The 18,127-nt window shown below is 62.2% G+C and carries 18 protein-coding genes; 5 read left to right on the forward strand and 13 right to left on the reverse strand.

Annotation, left to right across the window (positions count from 1 at the left end):
• Nucleotides 1-33: 33 nt before the first annotated feature.
• From NFS22_RS01350 to NFS22_RS01385, 8 genes are all read right to left on the reverse strand, one after another.
• Nucleotides 34-1,098 (reverse strand): LCP family protein, encoded by a 1,065-nt coding sequence (locus tag NFS22_RS01350; RefSeq protein ID WP_251315962.1) that lies wholly within the window; start codon nucleotides 1,096-1,098, stop codon nucleotides 34-36.
• Between the two features lie 13 nt (nucleotides 1,099-1,111).
• Complete coding sequence (locus tag NFS22_RS01355; RefSeq protein ID WP_251315964.1) at nucleotides 1,112-2,587, reverse strand: hypothetical protein; 1,476 nt, start codon at nucleotides 2,585-2,587, stop codon at nucleotides 1,112-1,114.
• Nucleotides 2,588-2,589: 2 nt separating this feature from the next.
• Nucleotides 2,590-3,903, reverse strand: coding sequence for a hypothetical protein (locus tag NFS22_RS01360; RefSeq protein WP_251315965.1), 1,314 nt, complete (start codon nucleotides 3,901-3,903; stop codon nucleotides 2,590-2,592).
• An 18-nt stretch (nucleotides 3,904-3,921) separates the two neighbouring features.
• Nucleotides 3,922-5,007 (reverse strand): hypothetical protein, encoded by a 1,086-nt coding sequence (locus NFS22_RS01365; protein ID WP_251315966.1) that lies wholly within the window; start codon nucleotides 5,005-5,007, stop codon nucleotides 3,922-3,924.
• Between the two features lie 18 nt (nucleotides 5,008-5,025).
• Nucleotides 5,026-6,333: a hypothetical protein gene (locus NFS22_RS01370; RefSeq protein ID WP_251315967.1), complete on the reverse strand. Its 1,308-nt coding sequence runs from the start codon at nucleotides 6,331-6,333 to the stop codon at nucleotides 5,026-5,028.
• Between the two features lie 163 nt (nucleotides 6,334-6,496).
• Nucleotides 6,497-7,852 (reverse strand): hypothetical protein, encoded by a 1,356-nt coding sequence (locus NFS22_RS01375; protein WP_251315969.1) that lies wholly within the window; start codon nucleotides 7,850-7,852, stop codon nucleotides 6,497-6,499.
• A 176-nt stretch (nucleotides 7,853-8,028) separates the two neighbouring features.
• Nucleotides 8,029-8,946, reverse strand: a complete 918-nt coding sequence (locus tag NFS22_RS01380) for a M56 family metallopeptidase (protein WP_277614730.1) — start codon at nucleotides 8,944-8,946, stop codon at nucleotides 8,029-8,031.
• Nucleotides 8,946-9,314: a BlaI/MecI/CopY family transcriptional regulator gene (locus NFS22_RS01385; RefSeq protein ID WP_277614731.1), complete on the reverse strand. Its 369-nt coding sequence runs from the start codon at nucleotides 9,312-9,314 to the stop codon at nucleotides 8,946-8,948. The genes NFS22_RS01380 and NFS22_RS01385 overlap by 1 nt, the downstream gene beginning before the upstream one ends.
• 262 nt (nucleotides 9,315-9,576) lie before the next feature.
• On the opposite strand from NFS22_RS01385, the gene NFS22_RS01390 reads away from it, so the two are divergent.
• From NFS22_RS01390 to NFS22_RS01400, 3 genes are read left to right on the forward strand one after another with little or no spacing between them, the layout of a single operon-like run.
• The gene (locus tag NFS22_RS01390) at nucleotides 9,577-10,296 is read left to right on the forward strand and encodes a WecB/TagA/CpsF family glycosyltransferase (RefSeq protein WP_251315970.1); all 720 of its coding nucleotides are present in this window, start codon (nucleotides 9,577-9,579) and stop codon (nucleotides 10,294-10,296) included.
• A gap of 12 nt (nucleotides 10,297-10,308) precedes the next feature.
• Entirely contained in the window at nucleotides 10,309-10,848 is a 540-nt protein-coding gene (locus tag NFS22_RS01395; protein WP_251315971.1) for a DJ-1 family glyoxalase III, read from the forward strand.
• Nucleotides 10,832-11,407 carry a 5-formyltetrahydrofolate cyclo-ligase gene (locus NFS22_RS01400; RefSeq protein ID WP_251315972.1) on the forward strand — a complete coding sequence of 192 codons (576 nt, stop codon included), beginning with the start codon at nucleotides 10,832-10,834 and terminating at the stop codon, nucleotides 11,405-11,407. The genes NFS22_RS01395 and NFS22_RS01400 overlap by 17 nt, the downstream gene beginning before the upstream one ends.
• Before the next feature lie 56 nt (nucleotides 11,408-11,463).
• Here the strand turns inward: NFS22_RS01400 and NFS22_RS01405 are convergent, their stop codons facing one another.
• Nucleotides 11,464-11,637, reverse strand: a complete 174-nt coding sequence (locus NFS22_RS01405; RefSeq protein WP_251315973.1) for a hypothetical protein — start codon at nucleotides 11,635-11,637, stop codon at nucleotides 11,464-11,466.
• 119 nt (nucleotides 11,638-11,756) lie between these two features.
• Between NFS22_RS01405 and mltG the strand changes: the two genes are divergently transcribed.
• Complete coding sequence (gene mltG, locus NFS22_RS01410; protein ID WP_251315974.1) at nucleotides 11,757-12,947, forward strand: endolytic transglycosylase MltG; 1,191 nt, start codon at nucleotides 11,757-11,759, stop codon at nucleotides 12,945-12,947.
• A gap of 47 nt (nucleotides 12,948-12,994) precedes the next feature.
• Nucleotides 12,995-14,209, forward strand: coding sequence for a peptidase U32 family protein (locus NFS22_RS01415; protein ID WP_251315975.1), 1,215 nt, complete (start codon nucleotides 12,995-12,997; stop codon nucleotides 14,207-14,209).
• 171 nt (nucleotides 14,210-14,380) lie between these two features.
• On the opposite strand, the gene NFS22_RS23985 is transcribed toward NFS22_RS01415, so the two are convergent.
• From NFS22_RS23985 to NFS22_RS01430, 4 genes are all read right to left on the reverse strand, one after another.
• On the reverse strand, nucleotides 14,381-14,524 hold the full coding sequence (locus NFS22_RS23985) for a DUF4368 domain-containing protein (RefSeq protein ID WP_420908820.1): 144 nt from the start codon (nucleotides 14,522-14,524) through the stop codon (nucleotides 14,381-14,383).
• Nucleotides 14,525-14,589: 65 nt separating this feature from the next.
• On the reverse strand, nucleotides 14,590-15,900 hold the full coding sequence (locus NFS22_RS01420) for an alpha-amylase family glycosyl hydrolase (protein WP_251315977.1): 1,311 nt from the start codon (nucleotides 15,898-15,900) through the stop codon (nucleotides 14,590-14,592).
• 259 nt (nucleotides 15,901-16,159) lie between these two features.
• Nucleotides 16,160-16,324, reverse strand: coding sequence for a hypothetical protein (locus tag NFS22_RS01425; protein WP_251315978.1), 165 nt, complete (start codon nucleotides 16,322-16,324; stop codon nucleotides 16,160-16,162).
• Between the two features lie 59 nt (nucleotides 16,325-16,383).
• Nucleotides 16,384-17,964, reverse strand: coding sequence for an NAD(P)/FAD-dependent oxidoreductase (locus NFS22_RS01430; RefSeq protein WP_251315980.1), 1,581 nt, complete (start codon nucleotides 17,962-17,964; stop codon nucleotides 16,384-16,386).
• Nucleotides 17,965-18,127: the final 163 nt, after the last annotated feature.

An 18,127-nucleotide genomic window follows, 5' to 3' on the forward strand; every position in this document is an offset into this window, starting at 1 on the left:
AAGTCCTGACTTATGTAAATACTCCTGTACCAATCAGCTGTCTTCGCTCTCGTCGATTTCGGGCAGGTTCATGTCTTCCAAAGTCAGGCTCTGGGTATAGGGATTGAGCAGCCGGTTGACCAGCTCCAGGGCCGGCTCCGGGTCCACTTCCTCGCCCAGGATGTAGTACCCGGCTGTGACGGGGTCCTGAAGGGGCAGGGTGGCTGTCTCCAGGCCGGCGGAGGGGTCCAGCCCCACGGCCCGGCTGGCGAAGTAGAGCATGTCGGCCATAGACAGGTCGGTGTCCACATTCTGGCTGAAGATGTCCACAAAGGAGTTGATTTTGGTGAGGCTGTTCCAGGACAGCAGCTTTTGAGCCAGCGCCTCCATCAGCTGCTGCTGGGTCTGGACCCTGCCCAGGTCGCTGTAGGAGGTGCCGCTGTTGTTCTTGCGGAAACGGGCCGCCTCCACGGCCTGCCAGCCGTTCAGGTGGGCCGGGCCCTCGTTAAAGTGGATGGACAGGTTCTGGGCCGGGTCATCATAATCCATGTCGCAGGGAATGTAGAAGTCAATTCCGCCCAGCTCGTCCACCAGGGCGGCGAAGCCGTCAAGCTCTATGTCAATGTAGTAATCAATGGGGATGCCCAGGGTGTGGGAGAGACACTGCTCCAGACCGTATTCCACACCGCTCAGGCGGACGGCTTGGCCGTCCAGATCGACCAGCGTGTCCCGGGGGATGGAGACCAGACCGGCAGCCTGGCCTTGGGTGTCGTAGCACAGCACCATAAAGGCGTCGGAGGGAGCACCGCCGCCGGTACCGGCGGTAAGGAGGAAGGTGTACACCCCGTCCCGCCGCTCCATGCGGGGGACGGCGCTGTTTTTCATGGCGGGGACAGTATCCACTGCCTGGGAGGCGGACGGCTGCGCCTCCTCCGGCCTTGCCGTCTGGCAGGATACCAAATCGCCGCAGAAAATGCAGATGGAAAATATCAAAACCAAAAAGGGCAGCGGAGGCCGCTTCTTGGGCCCGGACATAATGTTTTTGATGCGCAGCTCAGTCTCCCGGGCGGAGCGGGACAGGGCGGTGGAAAAGGGGGTGCGGGGCATGTTGTTGTTCATACTGATACTCCTTTCAGAAAACAATGCGTTCAATGGTGTCCAAGGTAAAGTCGTGCCAGACGGCGTCTTGTTTGGCGAAATACTCCTCCCAGGCATCGTCAAACTCCCCCTGAGCGGCTGGGCCGCCGTCCACATACCAGGCCAGATTGTCCCAGTCGCTGTCAATCCGCTCCTGGAGAGCCAGGTCCCAGGTGGTGCATTCGTCCGGAGCACCCTCCCCGGCGGCGGTGAATATGAGTTTGCCCACGCCATAGTCAGCGGCGCTGGAGGAGAAGGAGAACGTGCCATCCTGCTTCAGCCCCTGGAAGGAGCGGGGGAAGCGGGTATAGCCGAACACCCGGCCATCCCCCTGCCATCGGAGGACGATAAAGGCCAGTACCGGGTCCCCATCCTCTGTCTCCAGCCAGAGGACGGCCTCATTGATCCCGTCCCCGTCCATGTCCATGTAGGCGAAGCGGGCGGGGTAGGCGGTGAAGTCCGGGCTGGAGGTGACCGCCTCAGTGACCCGGCTGATGTCCAGCACCAGGCCCTCCTCTGCGTCGGTAAACATCATGCTGCCCAGCAGGACAGAGCGCAGATCAGCGGCGCTCCGGGAACTGACCGGCGCGGGAGAGAAGCCGCCCGACGGCTCCTCCCCGGCGAAGTACCACTGGTTCCACAGCGGCGGGTCCAGCTTGTCGGTCTCCTCCGCCGGGACCAGGGGGTACTGACTGCTGTCCCCAAAAACCATGCAGTCGTAGCGGATGTACTCCCCGCCCTCCCAGACGTAAAGGCGGTACCACTCGTCAAGGGCCCCGCCGGATTCCAGCTCCACATAGTCCACAAAGGCAGACAGATAAAACACCGGCTGGCCGTCCGCCTTGATGCGGAATCCGACGATGTCTGCGGGCTCATACATACCCCGGGGGTACTCCGGGTCATTGGCGATGAGCTCCTCCAGCCCGCCGCACAGGGCTTCTCTGGTGGTGCCGGCCAGGGACAGGGCGTCTTCCGCCGTCACCTGGCCCCCCTCCTCCTTGTCGTAGACCCAGGAGCGGACCCAGCCGTCGTGGCCGTAGGAGTTTTCGTTCAGAAAAAAGACCAGGTTGAGATAGCGGTCGGTGGTGGAGGGATAAAACAGGCACATATTCCCGCCCCGGACGCTGTCCTGGGCAAAGGCGTATTCCTCCCGCAGGCCGTTGAGGGCGGCGTTGATAGCCTCCACCGCCTGGTTTTCCTCCCCGGCGGGAAGGGCCAGGGCGGGGATCTCCACATAGTTGGCGTAACGGTCGTAGTATTGGGTTTCCATTACAACAGTGGGCTGGGCAGGCCGCACATGGCAGGATACCAGATTGCCGCAGAAAAGGCAGATGAAGAATATCAGAATCAAAAAGGGAATGGGCGGCCGCTTCTTGGGTCCGGAGAAGATGTTGCGCAGTCGGATTTCCGCCTCCCTGGCCGACCCGGACAGGTGGGTGGAGAAAGGGGTGCGGGGCATTTCTTCAAACATTGCTAAAAATCCTCCTGACATGCGTTCTGCGCTTCAACCATAGTGTCCCAGGTGCTCTCCAAAATGAGCCAGCCCCGGTTATTGAAGCTGTAGATGTTATAGAGCTTGTTCTCCCAGTCCTCGGTCCAGCACGCCTCGATCAGGTGCTGACCCTGGGGGACAACCTCCACCTCCCCGGCCAGGGAGAAGGCATATTCAAACCGTCCCTGCCCCTCATTCCAGCGGAACCAGCGGCAGCCCTGATTTCTGGTGCTGTCGCAGAGGACGGCAAAGTCCTCCGCGCCGTCGAAGTTGATATCCTGAATCCAGACGTGGGAGGGGTTGTCGGCCACGAAAATCTGATCTGGGAAGCGGTCGTCCCCCGGGATGTCCTCCGGAAGGATGGTCTGGAGCAGCTTATTCGGGTTGAACATCATATCCCCGTCGAACACCTGAATCTGGTCGTAGATCAGGTGGGGGCTGAACTGCTCGCCGGTGACACGCCCCCGCAGCGCCAGGGTCAGCACCCGCCCGCCGGTGACAGTGACCGTCTCGGCGTCGGTAAAGTAGCCGTCCCCCACAAAGTCCCAGCCGGTTCCGTTCCAGCTCAGGGTGTAATACTCCGGGTCGTGCCACTTGTCCACCAGGAGGGGAATGCGGACGTCGCAGAGGGGGGAATCCTCCCGGCCTGTGAGGTAAGCGCCGGATATGGTGGATGCATTCTCGGTACGGTAACGCTCGGTCAGTTCGCCGTCGATGAGCTCCAGAATGTGCGTCTCGGCGGCGCCGTAGTTGCTGGTGGGGAAATACAGCTCCAGGACCAGAGCGTCCCGGTCCGGGCTGGTGAGGTATCCGGCCATCAAGTCCCCGATACCCAGCCAGCCCTCCTCCGTCCATTGGCGCTCCACCGTTTCGCCCCGGCCCAGGGCGGCGGTGAGGGTGATGATCGTGCTGCAGCTCTCATCCTGTGGGTCAAACCGGGTGGTGGCCGTGACGGTGTCCGCCAGGCCGTCCCCGTCCAGGTCGGCATCTTCATCTTGCAGCACCACCTGGTGCTCTTGAATCTCCGGCTTCTGCTCCGGCGGGTCGGGGAGGGAGATGTCCGGTATCTCAGGGAGGCTGGCAGAGATGTCGGGGAGCGCGGGTGCGTCAGGCTCCGCCATCTGGCAGGAGACGATGTTGCCGCAGAAGATGCACAGGGAAAACATCAAAATCAAAAAGGGCAGGGGCGGCCGCTTCTTGGGTCCGGACATGATATTGCGAATGCGGATCTCCGCCTCCCTGGCCGACCCGGACAAGGGCAGGGAAAAGGGCGTGCGGGGCATTTTGTTGTTCATGGGGTGCTCCTTTCATCGTCAGAGGATGTTGCCCATCCACGTGGCCGGGCCCAATTTATACCCGCCGCCCTCATAGACCACGGGAAAATGGACACTGGCCAGACATTCCAGGCTCATGCAGGATAAGTCCAGGGTCAGGTCGCAGACAAGCCGGTCGTCTTCCTGTTTAAAGCGCACCTGATCGCCCACCTGCGCAACCCCCTTGAAAGGCTCATACAGTTTACCCAGGTCCACCTCCCACTCCCGCTCCCCGCTGGACATACGGGCAGTGGTCTCGCCGGGGCTGGCGGTGATCTCCAGGGGGATGTCGGAGAAGTCCGGGACGGTGTAGGTCATGGTATCCAGGTCGAAGATGTACAGGCTTTCCGTGTGGACCCCGGTGCCCCAGCCGTCAGTCAGGACCAGGGCCGCTTCGGGCTGGCCATCGCCGTCCAGGTCGTCCGCCAGCAGCGTGGGATTGCTGGCAAAGTGCCCATTGCCGCCCCAGTAGAGGTGGAAATAGGCCGTCCGCTCCCCGTGACGCAGGACGATGCCCCGCTGCTGTTCCAGGTCTCCTCCCCACAATATAGGACTGACCAGGGGCTCCACGTTGGGCATACTGTCCGGGTTCACTACAAAGTAGACGGTGACATCCTCCCCCTCGTCGTAGGCCACCGGCAGGAGAGTGTCCCGCCAGTAGTCCCGCCGCATGGCGTAATATACCTCTACCGCCTCCCAGGGCAGCTCCGCCCCGGGGAGGTTGTCCAAAACCGCCATCTCCTTCTCAGAAGGGCTGTAATTCTCATAGAACCAGTCACTGGTCTGCCCGATATATTGGAGCATCCCGGTTTTTAGCTCCACCGGGACCCACGGCTGTTCCTCGGAGGTGTCCGGGGGCGCGGAGACCGACGCGGAGGAATCCTGGGCGGCGGGTGTGTCCGTCTCCGCCACCTGGCAGGAGACGATATTGCCGCAGAAGATGCACAGGGAAAACATCAAAATCAAAAAGGGCAGGGGCGGCCGCTTCTTGGGTCCGGACATGATATTGCGAATGCGGATCTCCGCCTCCCTGGCCGACCCGGACAGAGGTGTGGAGAAGGGGGTGCGGGGCATGTTGTGATTCATAGTAGACCTCCTGGCTGTTCAGTCATCTATAATCTGTTGGATGAGTTCCTCAACGGTCATATCATACATTCGGTAGTTGTAATCGGCCCGGCCCAGCAGGCCGGTAAATTCGCCGTTTTGGGCGCTGCGGGACAGAATCAGGATCTCACGGTTTACATCCCAGTCAAAGCCCCACACCGAATCGGCGTATAGAGTATTGTGATAGAAGGTGTAGTACACATCATAGACAACGGCGAAGGTATCCGCGTCCCAGGGGACTTCTCCCAGGCAGACAGCCGGGCCCAGCCGCAGGTCGCCGTCCTGTTCAGTGTCCGTCTGGTAGTCAGCGTAGAAGATGTTCCACTGGTCCCGGTAACCGGCGTAGCAGTTAAGCAGGACCTCAAAGAAATTATTGCCATGGGGGTCTGTGCCAGGGACGTAGCGGCTGACAAAGCCGCCCAACGGCTCCTCCCCGGCGAAGTACCACTGGTTCCACAAGGGCGGGTCCAGCTGGTCAGTCTCCTCCGCCGGGACCAGGGGGACGGGCTCCGGGCCGTACTGGTTGTAGGCGGTGACCGTCCGGTCCTCCCAGATGTACAGGTGGTCCGCACCGCTGATGGCATCTAAAACTGTGTCGTCCACATCATCCACCCGGCCGGTGAGGTAGAACACAGGCTGACCGTCCGCCTTGATGCGGAAGCCCTCCAGCGTCAAATTGTGAAGTGCCAGCTCAAAGCCATACTCCTGGTAGTCCCGCTCCAGCTGGTTCTGTATCTGTTGGGTGACCTGATCCAGAAGACCCTTTTCGTTCAGTCCGGCCAGGGCCAGGGCGTCCGCCGGGGACACCTGCGTCCCCTTTTTCAGATCGTAGACCAGGGAGAGAACATGGCCGGTGTTCAGGTCGGTTTTAAAGTAATCCTCAAAGAAAAGCAGATTTAAGTACCGGCCGGTGGTGGAGGGGTAGAACAGACATTGATTTTCCCGGGCCTCTCCCCCTGTCCGGGAGGTAAGCTGGGCGTATTCCTCCCGCAGGTTGCCGAGGGCGGCGTTGATAGCCTCCACCGCCTGGTTCTCCTCCCCGGCGGGGAGGGCCAGGACGGGAATCTCAATGTAGTTGCCATAACTGTCATAGTACTGGGTCTCCATCACAATGACAGGCTGGGCAGGCAGGGGACGAAAGGCCACCAGATTGCCGCACAGTAAAATCAGCAATACGGTGAGCACAATCAGCGCAATGGGGGGCCGCTTCTTGGGTCCGGAAAAGATATTGCGGATGCGGATTTCCGCCTCCCTGGCCGACCCGGACAGTTGGGTGGAGAAGGGTGTGCGGGGCATGTTGTTGTTCATTGGTTTCGCTCCTTTCGTCTAAAGCCCCCCTTCGCAAAGGGAGGTAGCGCCGCCGAAGGCGGTGACGGAGGGTTTTCTCCAATCGAATCGCAGCTGTTGTTGGGGAAAACCCCCGCCCGGCTTTGCCGGGAGCCCCCTTTGCGAAGGGGGCCTTTAGCCGCACTCAAGAGAAGAATCCGTATCCGGTTTCTAAGCTATGCAGTCCGTAGACACCCAGGGTGTCTGAGGAGCTGTGGAAGATATGGCGGTTAGGCCACCAGGTCCAGAACTCGTAAGCGCCGTACAGCTCCGTCCCGGGCTCGTGGCCGGTGGCGCCCGGGTAGTAGAAGATAAACTCCGCGCCGGGCTCCAAGGCCCCGCCCTTCGGGCTGTCAAAGCCGTAAGGGTTGCTGGAGATGTAGTGGATGCCACTCTCGTCCCATTCCTGGCCCACGGGGTATTTGGTGTCCAGTACCAGCTCCTTCAGGACCAGATACCAGGAATTGTCACTGATGGGGGCCATATCCCCGAACCGGCCGTGGAACTGACAGACGTAATGGGTATCCAGATCGGCGTCCTCGTACTCGCCCTGGAAGGAGCCGTCACCGTGGAGGGTGATAACAGTCTGCCAGGCTCCCGCGCCGCTGGAGAAGGTCATTTCTATTGGCTGGTCGAACAGCAGCTCCGGGTCATTCTCCGGGGCGGGCGGCGTCCAGTCCTGGGGCATGGCCGCCTTGAAGTCTTGCAGGTTTTCCAGCAGGGACTTGTCCGGGTCCCGGGTGAAGACGTTGGGAAAATCGTCCAGCCAGCTCAGGTCGTCCTCCAGTCTGCCCGCCTGCTCAAAGGTGGCCAGCAGGTCGGGGCTGGTGCAGAACAGCAGCTGGCAGTGGGGCAGCAGCTGGTTGACCTGGTCCACCAGGGCGGCGATGGCCTCCGGGTCGAAGTCCTTGTGATAGGGGGAACCGAAGTTGAGGTCGAAGTCCACTTGGCCAGACCGCTTTGTCTCCTCAAATTCGCCGCCGAAATCGGCCAGGTCGTAGGAGTAGAGGTAGCTGCCCTGGCCTCCAAGGTCCCAGTTCTTATAGCGCAGAAGGTAGTCCTTCCCGTCCAAAGTGCAGAGAAATTCCGCCTCCGGGTAGGCAAATTCTCCGGGCTCCCGGAACAAAACTTCGCCGTTTTCCCAGACCTCCAACATCAGGTCGCCGTCCTCCTCCTCCACCAGCCTCAGCTTCTCGGGGATGCCGTTGCGGTTCAGGTCGGGAGTGCGGTCCAGTCCCGATTTTACAGCCTGGGCCGGTCCGGCGGGGGCGGAGCCGTCCGCCTGAGAGCTGCTGCTTCCGGAGTCCGGAACCTCAGCCTCCTTCATCTGACAGGACACAATATTGCCGCAGAAGAGGCACAGGGAAAACATTAAAATCAAAAAGGGAACGGGGGGCCGCTTCTTGGGTCCGGAAAAGATATTGCGGATGCGGATCTCTGCCTCCCTGGCCGACCCGGACAGTTGGGTGGAGAAGGGCGTGCGGGGCATGTTGCTGTTCATCGGTTTCGCTCCTTTCGTCTAAAGCCTCCCTTCGCAAAGGGAGGTAGCGCCGCCGAAGGCGGTGACAGAGGGTTTTCTCCAATCGAATCGCAGCTGTTGTTGGGGAAAACCCCCGCCCGGCTTTGCCGGGAGCCCCCTTTGCGAAGGGGGCCTTTTTCGAGAGCCCTTGATACACTTTAATCAGTCCTGCGCTGCAATCTGGCCACGGCGGCCAAGATGGTCTGGCCGTAGGCCCGGTAGTCCTCCGGGGAGAGGCGGCGCAGGGCGTCCTCATCGCAGGCCAGCTCGGTGTCCCGCTCTACCAGATAAATCATAAGCCACATCAGTGGGTTGAACCAGTACAGGGCGTTGACCCACATGGCCAGGGTTTTGAGCCAGATGTCCCCCCGCCGGTAGTGGGTGAGCTCGTGAAGCAGGGAGAAGCCCAGTTCCTCCCCGGTAATTTTTCCCTGGGGCAGGAGGATGGCGGGACGGAAGGCGCCCGCCAGCATGGGCACTTTAAGCCCCTGGCACACCAGCAGTCTGGGCCGCCGGTGAAGGTGGAGCTGGTCCCCCAGGTGGTTGAAGGCCTCCACCGCGTCCCAGTCCTCCACTGGGGAGGCCCAGCGGCCCAGCCAGCGGAGAAACCGCAGATGAGCGGCCCCGTTCCGGACCAGCATCACCGCCGCGCCCGCCAGCCAGACCGCAAGCAGAACGAAGGAGAGGTCAAACTCCCGGTCCTCTTCCGGAGGGGCAGGGTCGGGGGCTGTCGGGGATGTTACGGCGGAGCTTCCCCCGGAGGGGGCGGGCTGTGTTTGTCCCCCCTGGGGGATGTTGGGAAGGGCGGGGGTGCTGGTATTGCCGGGGGGATTGGGGTCGGCGGGCTGGACCACAGCGGGGGGATTGGGGACGTCCACTTGAATAGGGGCCCGGGTCTCCCCCCGAAACACGAAGGGCAGGGGGACAGCCAGCCGCAGGCAGAGCAGCAGCCAGCCCCAGCACCGCCATTTGGCGCCGTACCGGGCCCGGGTGGACCGGCCCGCCCAGGCCAGCAGCAGCACAGCGGCGGAGCCGCCCAGGGTGAGCGCCCCCAAGGTAAGCAGTATCTCCTCCATCACTTCCGCCCTCCGTTCAGCTGGTCCAGCAGGGCCTGGAGCTCCTCCAGCTCATCCCGGCGTATCCCCTCCCGGGCCAGGGCGGCCACAAAGTTCCGGGGGGAGCCGTACAGCCTGTCCAGCACCGCCCGGCTGTCAAAGGCCTGATACTCCTCACGGTTTACCAGAGGGGTGTACAGGTTGCTCTTGCCCTCCCGGCGGACGGCCACAAAGCCCTTGTCTGCCAGGCGGGAGAGGTAGGTGTTGATGGTGTTGGCGGCCCAGCCGAAGGGGGAGAGCCTGTCCTCCAGAAGGGAGCGGGGGGTGTCGGGACCGGTGGCCCACAGGGCTTTTAATACTTCCAGCTCGGTATCGGGCAGTCGTTTCATAGAATCACATCCACTTCAAATGTAGTTGGATATTATACTACACTTGAAGTAGATTGCGGTCAAGTTACAGTGTGGTTACAAAAGCGGCACTTAAAAAAACCTTCACGGAAATTTCATAGACTTTTTCTCCAGACCATGGTAGAATATCAGGGAGTATAAGGAAAAGTGTATCCGCCCCTGTTTGAGCGACTGTCCTGCGGGGAATCATCACCCTGAGGACAAAACGGGAGCGGGACGCGCGGTATGGCGCATGGAGGTACGTTTGAAAAAAGAGGTTTTAGGCGTCAGTTTTGACGACCTCACCCGGCAGGAGGCCGCCCAGGCGGGGGCTGCGCTGCTGGAGGAGGACAAATTTCACTATGTGGTTACCCCAAATCCGGAGTTTATCCTGGCGGCGGAGAAGGACCGTGAGTTTCTCCAGGTGCTCAACGGTGCGGATCTGGTGCTGGCTGACGGTATTGGGGTGGTTTATTCCGCCAAAATTCAGGGCACACCCCTGAAGGGCCGGGTTCCCGGCATTGAGTTTGCCGCGGATATGCTCGCCTGCCTCAATGAGCGGGGCGGACGGCTCTATCTGCTGGGGGCCAAGCCCGGCGTGGCCGAGGAGGCCGGCAGGCGCATTGTGGAGCAGTACCCAAATATCACCCTGTGCGGCACTCAGGACGGCTACTTTAAGGACGAGGAGGCGGCCCTCCTCAAGGTGGCCGCCGCCCGGCCCGACTTGCTGTTTGTCTGCCTGGGCGCCCCAAAGCAGGAGAAGTGGATGGCCCGGTGGGGCAGGCACACCGGCGCCCGGCTGGCTATCGGCCTGGGCGGAGCCCTGGACGTCTTCGCTGGCAAGGTGGAGCGGGCTCCGGAGTCCTGGCAGAGGCTGGGCCTGGAGTGGGCCTACCGCCTGAAAAAGGAGCCCCAGCGGGCGGGCCGCATGGCCAAGCTGCCCCTGGTGCTGGTGAAGGCCGCTGGACGGCGGCTGAAAAAATAGGAGGAATGGATTATGGTATACATTTTGTTAGCCCCCGGTTTTGAAGAAGCTGAGGCACTGGTGCCTGTGGACCTGCTGCGGCGGGCCGGGGTGGAGACAGCCACAGTGTCGCTCACCGGCGAGCCTGTCCCCGGCAGCCATGGGATCACCGTAACGGCCGACCTTGCCATGGACCAGGTGGACCTGGACCGGGCGGATATGGTTGTCCTGCCCGGCGGCGGTCCGGGGTACAAGAACCTGGGGGCCGATCTCCGGGTAGAGCAGCTGGTCCGAGAGGCCGTCCAGCGGGATATTTGGGTGGCCGCCATCTGCGCCGCCCCCACCCTGCTGGGAAAGTGGGGCCTGCTGGAGGGAAAACAGGCTGTCTGTTACCCCGGCATGGAGAGCGGTCTCACCGGTGCTCAGGCCCGGATGGACCAGGGCGTGGTGGTGGACGGCAGAATCATCACCGGCCGTGCCGCCGGCTCCGCCATTGATTTCGGGCTGGCTCTGGCTGAGGCCCTGAAGGGGCCGGACGAGGCCGGCAAGGTGCGGGATGCCATCTATTATTGACCAGGAAAAGAAGCTGCTGCGCCGCCAGGTGCGAAAGCGGCTGTCCGCCCTGCCCCCGGAGGAGCTTGTCCAAAGTGACAGCGCCCTGTTTGCCCGCTTTTTGGCCCTGCCCCAGGTGGAGGAGGCGGACACCATCTTCGCCTTCTGGGGCATCCCCGGAAAGGAGCCGGATACCTCCCGCCTGATTGGGGAGCTGGTCCGCCGGGGCAAGACGGTGGGCCTGCCCCGGATGCTCCCCGGTCACCGGATGGAGGTGCGCCGCTTCTGCCCGGACAGGCCCCTGGTAACGGTGTCCTTTGGCATCTCTGAGCCGGGGGAGGACTGCCCGCTTTTAGACCGACAGGCCGTTGATCTGGTTCTGGTGCCTGCGGTGTGCTACGACAGGCGGGGCTTCCGCCTGGGCTTCGGCGGCGGCTACTACGACCGCTGGCTGGAGAATTTTTCCGGTTTTAAGGCGGGTCTGTGCAGGGCGGCGGTCCTCCAGGACAGCGTCCCCACCGAGGCCCACGATGCCCGGGTGGACGTTTTGATAACCGAAAGGGAGAGCCTGTCCTTTTAGAGGACGGGAAAAAAGCGGGAGAATGCTCCCCCGCCTCTTTCGGTGTGTAGGCGCGCTCAGCCGCAGCAGTCGCAGTCGTTGTCACAGCCGCAGCCGTTGTTGCAGCCGCAGTTGTTACAGCCACAGTTGTTGTTGCAGCCGCTGCCATTGCCGCCCCAGCCGAACAGGATGATGATCAGAATGATGATCCACAGCGCGCTGTTTCCGCCCCAACCGTTGTTACCACACATGTTAAGTCACCTCTCTTAAAATCGCGCCGGGACGCTGTCCCCGCGTTCTGTACCATTCTATGGCCCCCTCTTGTCCCTGGTGACAGGGGAGCGGGAAAAATTTGTTAGGAGCTGACCCTATGCCTCAGGATTATTACGACCCCAGAGACCGGCGTGTTGAGCGGGACCCCTACGCCCAGCCCCAGCGGGAGTACACCGGGACGTCCCGCAGCCGCGACCGGGATTACGACGCACCGCCCCGCCGGGCGCCAAAGAAAAAGCGCCGCTCCGCCGGCCGTACCGCAGCTTTGGTGCTGCTGTATGTGGTGGCGGTTATCGGTGTGTCTATCTTTCTGGCCTGTATCGGCTGGACCGCCGCCGGTGACGTGCTGGCCCTGAACAAGCCGGAGAAGTCCATCACCTTTACCATTACAACAGACGACAGCTTTGACGACGTGGTGGACCGGCTGCAGGAGGAGGGGATGATTGAGTATAAGTTCCTCTTCAAGCTCTTCGCTACCATCACCCACAAGAAGGACGATATTATCGCCGGAAGCTACACCCTGAACACCGACATGGACTACCGGGCCCTGCTGGCCGGTATGGGGTCCAACTCGGCCAACCGGTCGGAGGTGAAGGTGACCATTCCGGAGGGCTACAATATCGACCAGATCTTTGCCCTGCTGGAGGAGAAGGGAGTGTCCACCGTGGCCAAGCTGCGGGACGCCGCCGCCAACCACAACTACGCCTTCTCCTTCCTCCAGGAGATTCCCCTGGGGGACTACAAGCGGCTGGAGGGCTATCTCATGCCCGCCACCTATGAGTTCTACACCAACCACGACCCCATCTTTGCCATCAACAAGCTGCTGGTCCACTTCGACAGTCAGGTGCGGGACGATTTCCGGGCGCAGGTGGAGGAGAGCGACTACACCCTGCGGGAAATTCTCACCATTGCCTCCCTGATCGAGCGGGAGACCACCGGCGAGGACCGCACCGACATCTCCGCCGTCATCCACAACCGCCTGGAGAATCCCGATGCAGGGACCCAGGGCTATCTGCAAATTGACGCCACCTTGTTCTATATCAACGGCGGCAAGGAGCCCGCCGAGGAGGACAAATCTATCGACTCCCCCTACAACACCTACTTGTACAAGGGCCTGCCTCCCACCCCCATTGCCAACCCCGGTATGGAGTCTATTGTGGCCGCTATGAACCCATCGGACAGCAAGGACTTCTACTACGCCCTGGGCGACGACAATACCCACCACTTCTTCCGGACCTACGACCAGCTGCAAAAATTCACTGCCAGCCAGGACCGGTATCAGAGCTAATCTGAAAGCCCCCTTGAAAAAGGGGGCTTTTTTAAGGAGAGATTTTTATGAAGAGCCTTGAACTGCTTGCCCCGGCGGGGGATATGGAGCGGCTGCAAATGGCGGTGGCATACGGGGCGGACGCCGTCTATCTGGCGGGAAATACCTTTGGAATGCGCTCCTTTGCCGGCAATTTTTCCCCTGAAGAGCTGAAAGCTGCCCTGGAGCTGTGCCGGGCCCACGGGATACGGGTCCATGTCACCTGCAACACTATGCCCCGGAATGAGGAGGCAGCCCGGCTGCCCGAGTGGCTGGAGTACCTGGAGGAGCTGAGGGTGGACGCCGTCATTCTGGCGGACGTGGGGGTGCTGGCCCTGACCAAACGGTACGCGCCCCACGTCCAGTGTCACATCTCCACCCAGGCCAGCATTGTCAATTACCAGTCCGCCCGGGCCTGGCACGACCTGGGGGCCAGCCGGGTGATTCTGGCCCGGGAGCTGTCTCTGGAGGAGATCAGGGAGATTCGGGCCAAGACGCCCAAAGAGCTGGAGATCGAGACCTTTGCCCACGGGGCCATGTGCGTCAGCTACTCCGGGCGGTGCCTGCTGTCCAACTACATGACGGGCCGGGACTCCAACCGGGGCGCCTGCGCCCAGCCCTGCCGCTACCAGTACGCCCTGATGGAGGAGAAACGGCCCGGGGAGTATTTTCCCGTCTACGAGGAGAATGGGGAGACCTACATCATGAACTCCCGGGATATGTGTATGATCGACCATGTGGCCGATCTGATGAACGCCGGGGTGGACTCCATCAAGCTGGAGGGTCGGGCCAAGTCGGCCTACTACGCCGCCATTGTCACCGGGGCCTACCGCCACGCCATTGACGCTGCGGCGGCGGGACTTCCCCTGGACCCGGTGTGGCGGGACGAGGTGGAGCATATCAGCCACCGGCACTACTCCACCGGCTTCTTTTACGGCCAGCCGGGGCAGTTTACTGAAAACGCCCGGTACGTCCGGGACTGGCAGATCGTGGCCAAGGTGACGTCCTGCGATGGGGAGGGAAACGCTGTTTTGACCCTGAACAACAAGTTTGCTGTGGGTGACGCCCTGGAGCTGGTGGGACCGGATGTCCGGCCCCAGGCCCTCACTGTAGACGCCCTGTGGGACGGGGACGGCCTCCCCCTGGAGGAGGTCCGCCACCCTCAGATGGTGTTCCGCATGAAGCTGCCCCGGCCGGTCCCGCCTCTGTCTCTGCTGAGAAGAAAGGCAGATCTGTCCCCCTGAACGCAAGGAGCGGCTCCTAAGGGGGGATGAGGTAAAAAAATATTTTAAGCGAGGGCTGGCGCAGCGTTAAGCTGTACCGACCCTCGCATTGTTATTGTCTTGGGCAGTTTGGGATTGCTCCTGTGTTTCCTCAAAATCAAACGCACAATGAAGTTATAGACGATCTCAATTTTAGGATTTCACCCGTTGCTGCTGTTTGTTGGTCGTATGGGTATCAAATACCCTAATCTGCTCCACAAATCCATACAGGATAGCGGCATCAAGTTGAATCATTTCTGTGTATTTCTTCAGTATGGAAATGAACTTCCTGCGCATCCCCCCCCGGCAGGCACCTCCGGCCCTGCGGGGCCGACTCCTCTATAAAGGGGGCGGCAGGTGGGTTATTCACACCTCCAGAAGAAGGCGCTGTAGGGGGGCAGTTCGCTGCCGCCGCCGAAGTCGTGGGAGGTGCCGGTGATCAAGTCGGTGGCACGGCCGCAGCCGGCGTCGAAGTGGGCGGTGTAGGGGGCGGAGTCGGCGTTGATGGCCACCAGCACCCGCTCGCCCTCGCAGGCGCGCTCAAAGATGATCTGCTTGTTGGTGAGCACCACGTTTCGGTAGGCCCCATAGCACAGGGCCTTACTCCCCTTCTTGGCCTGGGCCAGCTGGGAAATCCAGGTGGTCAGGTCGTTACACTCCGGCTTTTCCAGGGCGGGGCGAAGCTCGGCGTCGCTGCCGCGGCCCTTGCTGCCCTGCATCCCCCACTCACTGCCGTAGTAGACAGCGGGCACACCGGGCATGCCGAAGGTCATGGCCCAGGCGGGGCGCAGGTGGTCGGGGTTGGTAAGCTTGGAAGCGATCCGGTCCACGTCGTGGTTGTCCAGGAAGGACAGCAGGTGGCGGCCCTTGTACAGGGTCCACTGCTCCGTGCCGAACTGCCGGGCCAGGGAGTGTCCGATCTCGAACATGTTCATAGAGTTGAAGGCGGACCACAGCCCCTTGTAGCACTCATAGTTGGTCACCGAGTGGCACAGCTCGTCCCCCATCCAGCGGTTGTAGTCCCCGTGGAGGGTCTCACCCATGAGAACAAAGTCAGGCTTCAGGCTGTTGGCGAAGGATCGCAGCTGCTTTAAGTACTCCGGGGGCAGGCAGTAGGCCACGTCCAGGCGCAGGCCGTCGACGCCGAAGCGGTCCACCCAGGAACGGATGGCGTCAAACTGGTGCTCCACCACCGCAGGGTTGAACAGGTTCAGCTTGACCAGCTCGTTGTGGCCCTCCCAGCCCTCGTACCAGAAGCCGTCGTTGTAGTTGGTATTGCCGTCGAAGCTGATGTGGAACCAGTCCTTGTAGGGGCTGTCCCACTTCTTCTCCTGTACGTCCTTAAAGGCCCAGAAGCCCCGGCCCACGTGGTTGAACACCCCGTCCAGCATCACCCGCAGCCCGGCGTCGTGAAAGGCCTTGCAGACGGCGGCCAGGTCCTCGTCGGTACCCAGACGGGGGTCGCTGTGGAAGTAGTCCCGGGTGTCGTAGCCGTGGCGGTCGCTGTTGAACACCGGGTTGAGCAGGACGGTGTCCGCTCCGGTCTTTTTGATATGCTCCACCCAGTCCAGCAGGCGCAGGACACGTGGAGTCACTACCCCGTCATTTTCCGCCGGCGCACCGCACAGGCCCAGAGGGTAGATTTGATAGATCACTGCTTGGTCAAACCACATAGTAAAATCTCCTTTCGCCCAAACGGGCGTTTGTTGACGTTACCATCATACTACCATTGGAACTGTTCGTCAAGGGAAGCTCTCCCGTCCTCCCGCAGGGTGGCCCCCTTAACAAAGGGGGCTCCGCCGGTCAGGCGGTGGGGGTTTCCCAACGAAAGCAACTGCGGGCTGACTGAGGAGGGCATTTTTGCAGGTAGCCGCCCACAGGCCGCCCCTACGAAAAAGAGCGGGCCGCCGGGAGGGCGGCCCTACAGAGCTGTTACATATCGTGGCCTTCCCGCTTCATTCGCATCTCCAGGGGGTCGGCCAGGGGGTCCTGGGCGTTGGTGGCGGTATCGGTGCGGTTCTGGCCAGCGATAGGGGCGGAGCCTTGCAGGTTCCGGCCGGGGTGGGGCTGTGTGTTTTGCCTGTTTTTCTTGCTCATGGGAAAGACCTCCTTATATTGGATGGCCTTAGTATCTCCCATCCGGCGGAAAAAATTCCTTATTTTGAGGCCACCGCCTCCGCCACCCGGATGCCGTCCACGGCGGCGGAGACGATTCCCCCGGCGTAGCCCGCCCCCTCGCCGCAGGGGTAGAGGCCCCGAAGGGCAGACTGGCAGTCCTCCCCCCGGAGGATACGCACCGGGGAGGAGGACCGGGTCTCCACCCCGGTAAGAAGGGTGTCCGGGGCGGCAAAGCCCCGGAGCTTGCTGTCCAGCAGGGGCAGGGCCTGGCGCAGGGTGTCAGTCACATAGCCGGGCAGGCAGGGGGAAAGATCAGTCCAGGCCACCCCCGGGCGGTAGGTGGGCAGGATGGAGCCGGGCCCCTGGGAGGGGCGCTGGCAGAGGAAGTCCTCCACCCGCTGAGCGGGGGCCCGAAAGCCGCCCCCGCCCAGGTCATAGGCTGCCCGCTCCCACCGCTCCTGGAACCGGGCCCCGGCCAGCACATCCTCTCCGGGGAAGTCCTCCGGCCCCACCCCCACCAGCAGGCCGCCGTTGATGATCTCCCCATCCCGGGCCCGAAGGCTCATGCCGTTGGTGACCACGCCCCCCTGCCGGGAGGCGGCGGCCACCACCTGTCCCCCAGGGCAGACACAGAAGGTAAAGGCCGACCGGCCGTTGGGCAGGTGGCAGGCCAGCTTGTAGTCGGAGGGGGGGAGCCGCTCCCAGGCGGGGCCGTACTGCCGGAGGCTGATGTCCCGCTGTCTGTGCTCAATGCGCACGCCCACAGCGAACTTTTTCTTCTCTATAGGCACCCCTGCCCTTTGGAGCATGGCGAAGGTGTCACGGGCGGAGTGACCGGGGGCCAGGATCAGGGCGTCCGTCCCCAGCAGATAGCGGCCCTGAGGGGAGTCCACCTCCACCCCCGCCAGAGCCCCGGCGGACAGGGTCAGCCCGGCCAGCCTGTGGCCAAAGCGCACATCACAGCCCAGGGCAATCAGCTCCTTGCGGATGGTCTTCACCACCTCCCGGAGCACGTCGGTGCCAATATGGGGCTTGTGGGAGTATTTCACGTCGGCAGGGGCTCCCGCCTCCACCAGGACGTCCAGCACGGCGGAAATCCGCCGGTCATGAGTGCCGGTGGTCAGCTTACCGTCGGAGAAGGTGCCCGCGCCCCCCTCCCCAAATTGGACGTTGGACTCCTCATCCAGCACCCCAGAGGCCCAAAAGGCCTCCACGTCCCGGGTCCGCCGGTCCACGTCCTGCCCCCGCTCCAGAATTACGGTTGGGATGCCGTTCCGGGCCAGGAACAGAGCGGCAAACAGCCCCGCCGGGCCCATCCCCACCACCACCGGAGGCCTCCCCAGCTTCCGGACCGCCGCCGGAAAGGCGTAGGGGACCCGATCCACCAGGGTGACACCCCGCCCCGGGGCCGACCGCAGCACCGCCGCCTCGTTGGGCAGGCTCACCTCCACGGTGTACACGTAGTGAACATCGTCCTTCTTCCGGGCGTCGATAGACTGGCGTACAATTTCCAGCTCCCCCAGCGCCCCGGGACGCACCCCCAAAGCCTTGGCCGCCCGTCCGCGCAGCTGCTCCTCGCCGCCCCCAATGGGCAGGGACAGATTCCCAATCCGCAGCATAGCCATTCCTCCCGCTGTTTTTCCAATATCTTACCATAGAAACCGGAAATCGGAAAGCCTAAAATATGTTCCGGGCCTGTCCTGCCTCTTATTTACCGCCATTGCCAGACCTACCCCTACACAGCGGTTCCAATCGGGCTCCCCCCTCGTGGGGGAGCTGTCA

Origin of the sequence: Flintibacter muris (genome assembly GCF_943192995.1) — a bacterium.
In the GTDB taxonomy this organism is placed as follows: Bacteria; Bacillota; Clostridia; order Oscillospirales; family Oscillospiraceae; genus Lawsonibacter; species Lawsonibacter muris.

What these genes read in the sequence shown, in the direction of transcription:
- NFS22_RS01350 (WP_251315962.1), bottom strand. Translation starts at nt 1,098, where the DNA reads ATGAACAACAACATGCCCCGCACCCCCTTTTCCACCGCCCTGTCCCGC.
- NFS22_RS01355 (WP_251315964.1), bottom strand. Translation starts at nt 2,587, where the DNA reads ATGTTTGAAGAAATGCCCCGCACCCCTTTCTCCACCCACCTGTCCGGG.
- NFS22_RS01360 (WP_251315965.1), bottom strand. Translation starts at nt 3,903, where the DNA reads ATGAACAACAAAATGCCCCGCACGCCCTTTTCCCTGCCCTTGTCCGGG.
- NFS22_RS01365 (WP_251315966.1), bottom strand. Translation starts at nt 5,007, where the DNA reads ATGAATCACAACATGCCCCGCACCCCCTTCTCCACACCTCTGTCCGGG.
- NFS22_RS01370 (WP_251315967.1), bottom strand. Translation starts at nt 6,333, where the DNA reads ATGAACAACAACATGCCCCGCACACCCTTCTCCACCCAACTGTCCGGG.
- NFS22_RS01375 (WP_251315969.1), bottom strand. Translation starts at nt 7,852, where the DNA reads ATGAACAGCAACATGCCCCGCACGCCCTTCTCCACCCAACTGTCCGGG.
- NFS22_RS01380 (WP_277614730.1), bottom strand. Translation starts at nt 8,946, where the DNA reads ATGGAGGAGATACTGCTTACCTTGGGGGCGCTCACCCTGGGCGGCTCC.
- NFS22_RS01385 (WP_277614731.1), bottom strand. Translation starts at nt 9,314, where the DNA reads ATGAAACGACTGCCCGATACCGAGCTGGAAGTATTAAAAGCCCTGTGG.
- NFS22_RS01395 (WP_251315971.1), top strand. Translation starts at nt 10,309, where the DNA reads ATGGTATACATTTTGTTAGCCCCCGGTTTTGAAGAAGCTGAGGCACTG.
- NFS22_RS01400 (WP_251315972.1), top strand. Translation starts at nt 10,832, where the DNA reads ATGCCATCTATTATTGACCAGGAAAAGAAGCTGCTGCGCCGCCAGGTG.
- NFS22_RS01405 (WP_251315973.1), bottom strand. Translation starts at nt 11,637, where the DNA reads ATGTGTGGTAACAACGGTTGGGGCGGAAACAGCGCGCTGTGGATCATC.
- mltG (WP_251315974.1), top strand. Translation starts at nt 11,757, where the DNA reads ATGCCTCAGGATTATTACGACCCCAGAGACCGGCGTGTTGAGCGGGAC.
- NFS22_RS01415 (WP_251315975.1), top strand. Translation starts at nt 12,995, where the DNA reads ATGAAGAGCCTTGAACTGCTTGCCCCGGCGGGGGATATGGAGCGGCTG.
- NFS22_RS23985 (WP_420908820.1), bottom strand. Translation starts at nt 14,524, where the DNA reads ATGCGCAGGAAGTTCATTTCCATACTGAAGAAATACACAGAAATGATT.
- NFS22_RS01420 (WP_251315977.1), bottom strand. Translation starts at nt 15,900, where the DNA reads ATGTGGTTTGACCAAGCAGTGATCTATCAAATCTACCCTCTGGGCCTG.
- NFS22_RS01425 (WP_251315978.1), bottom strand. Translation starts at nt 16,324, where the DNA reads ATGAGCAAGAAAAACAGGCAAAACACACAGCCCCACCCCGGCCGGAAC.
- NFS22_RS01430 (WP_251315980.1), bottom strand. Translation starts at nt 17,964, where the DNA reads ATGCTGCGGATTGGGAATCTGTCCCTGCCCATTGGGGGCGGCGAGGAG.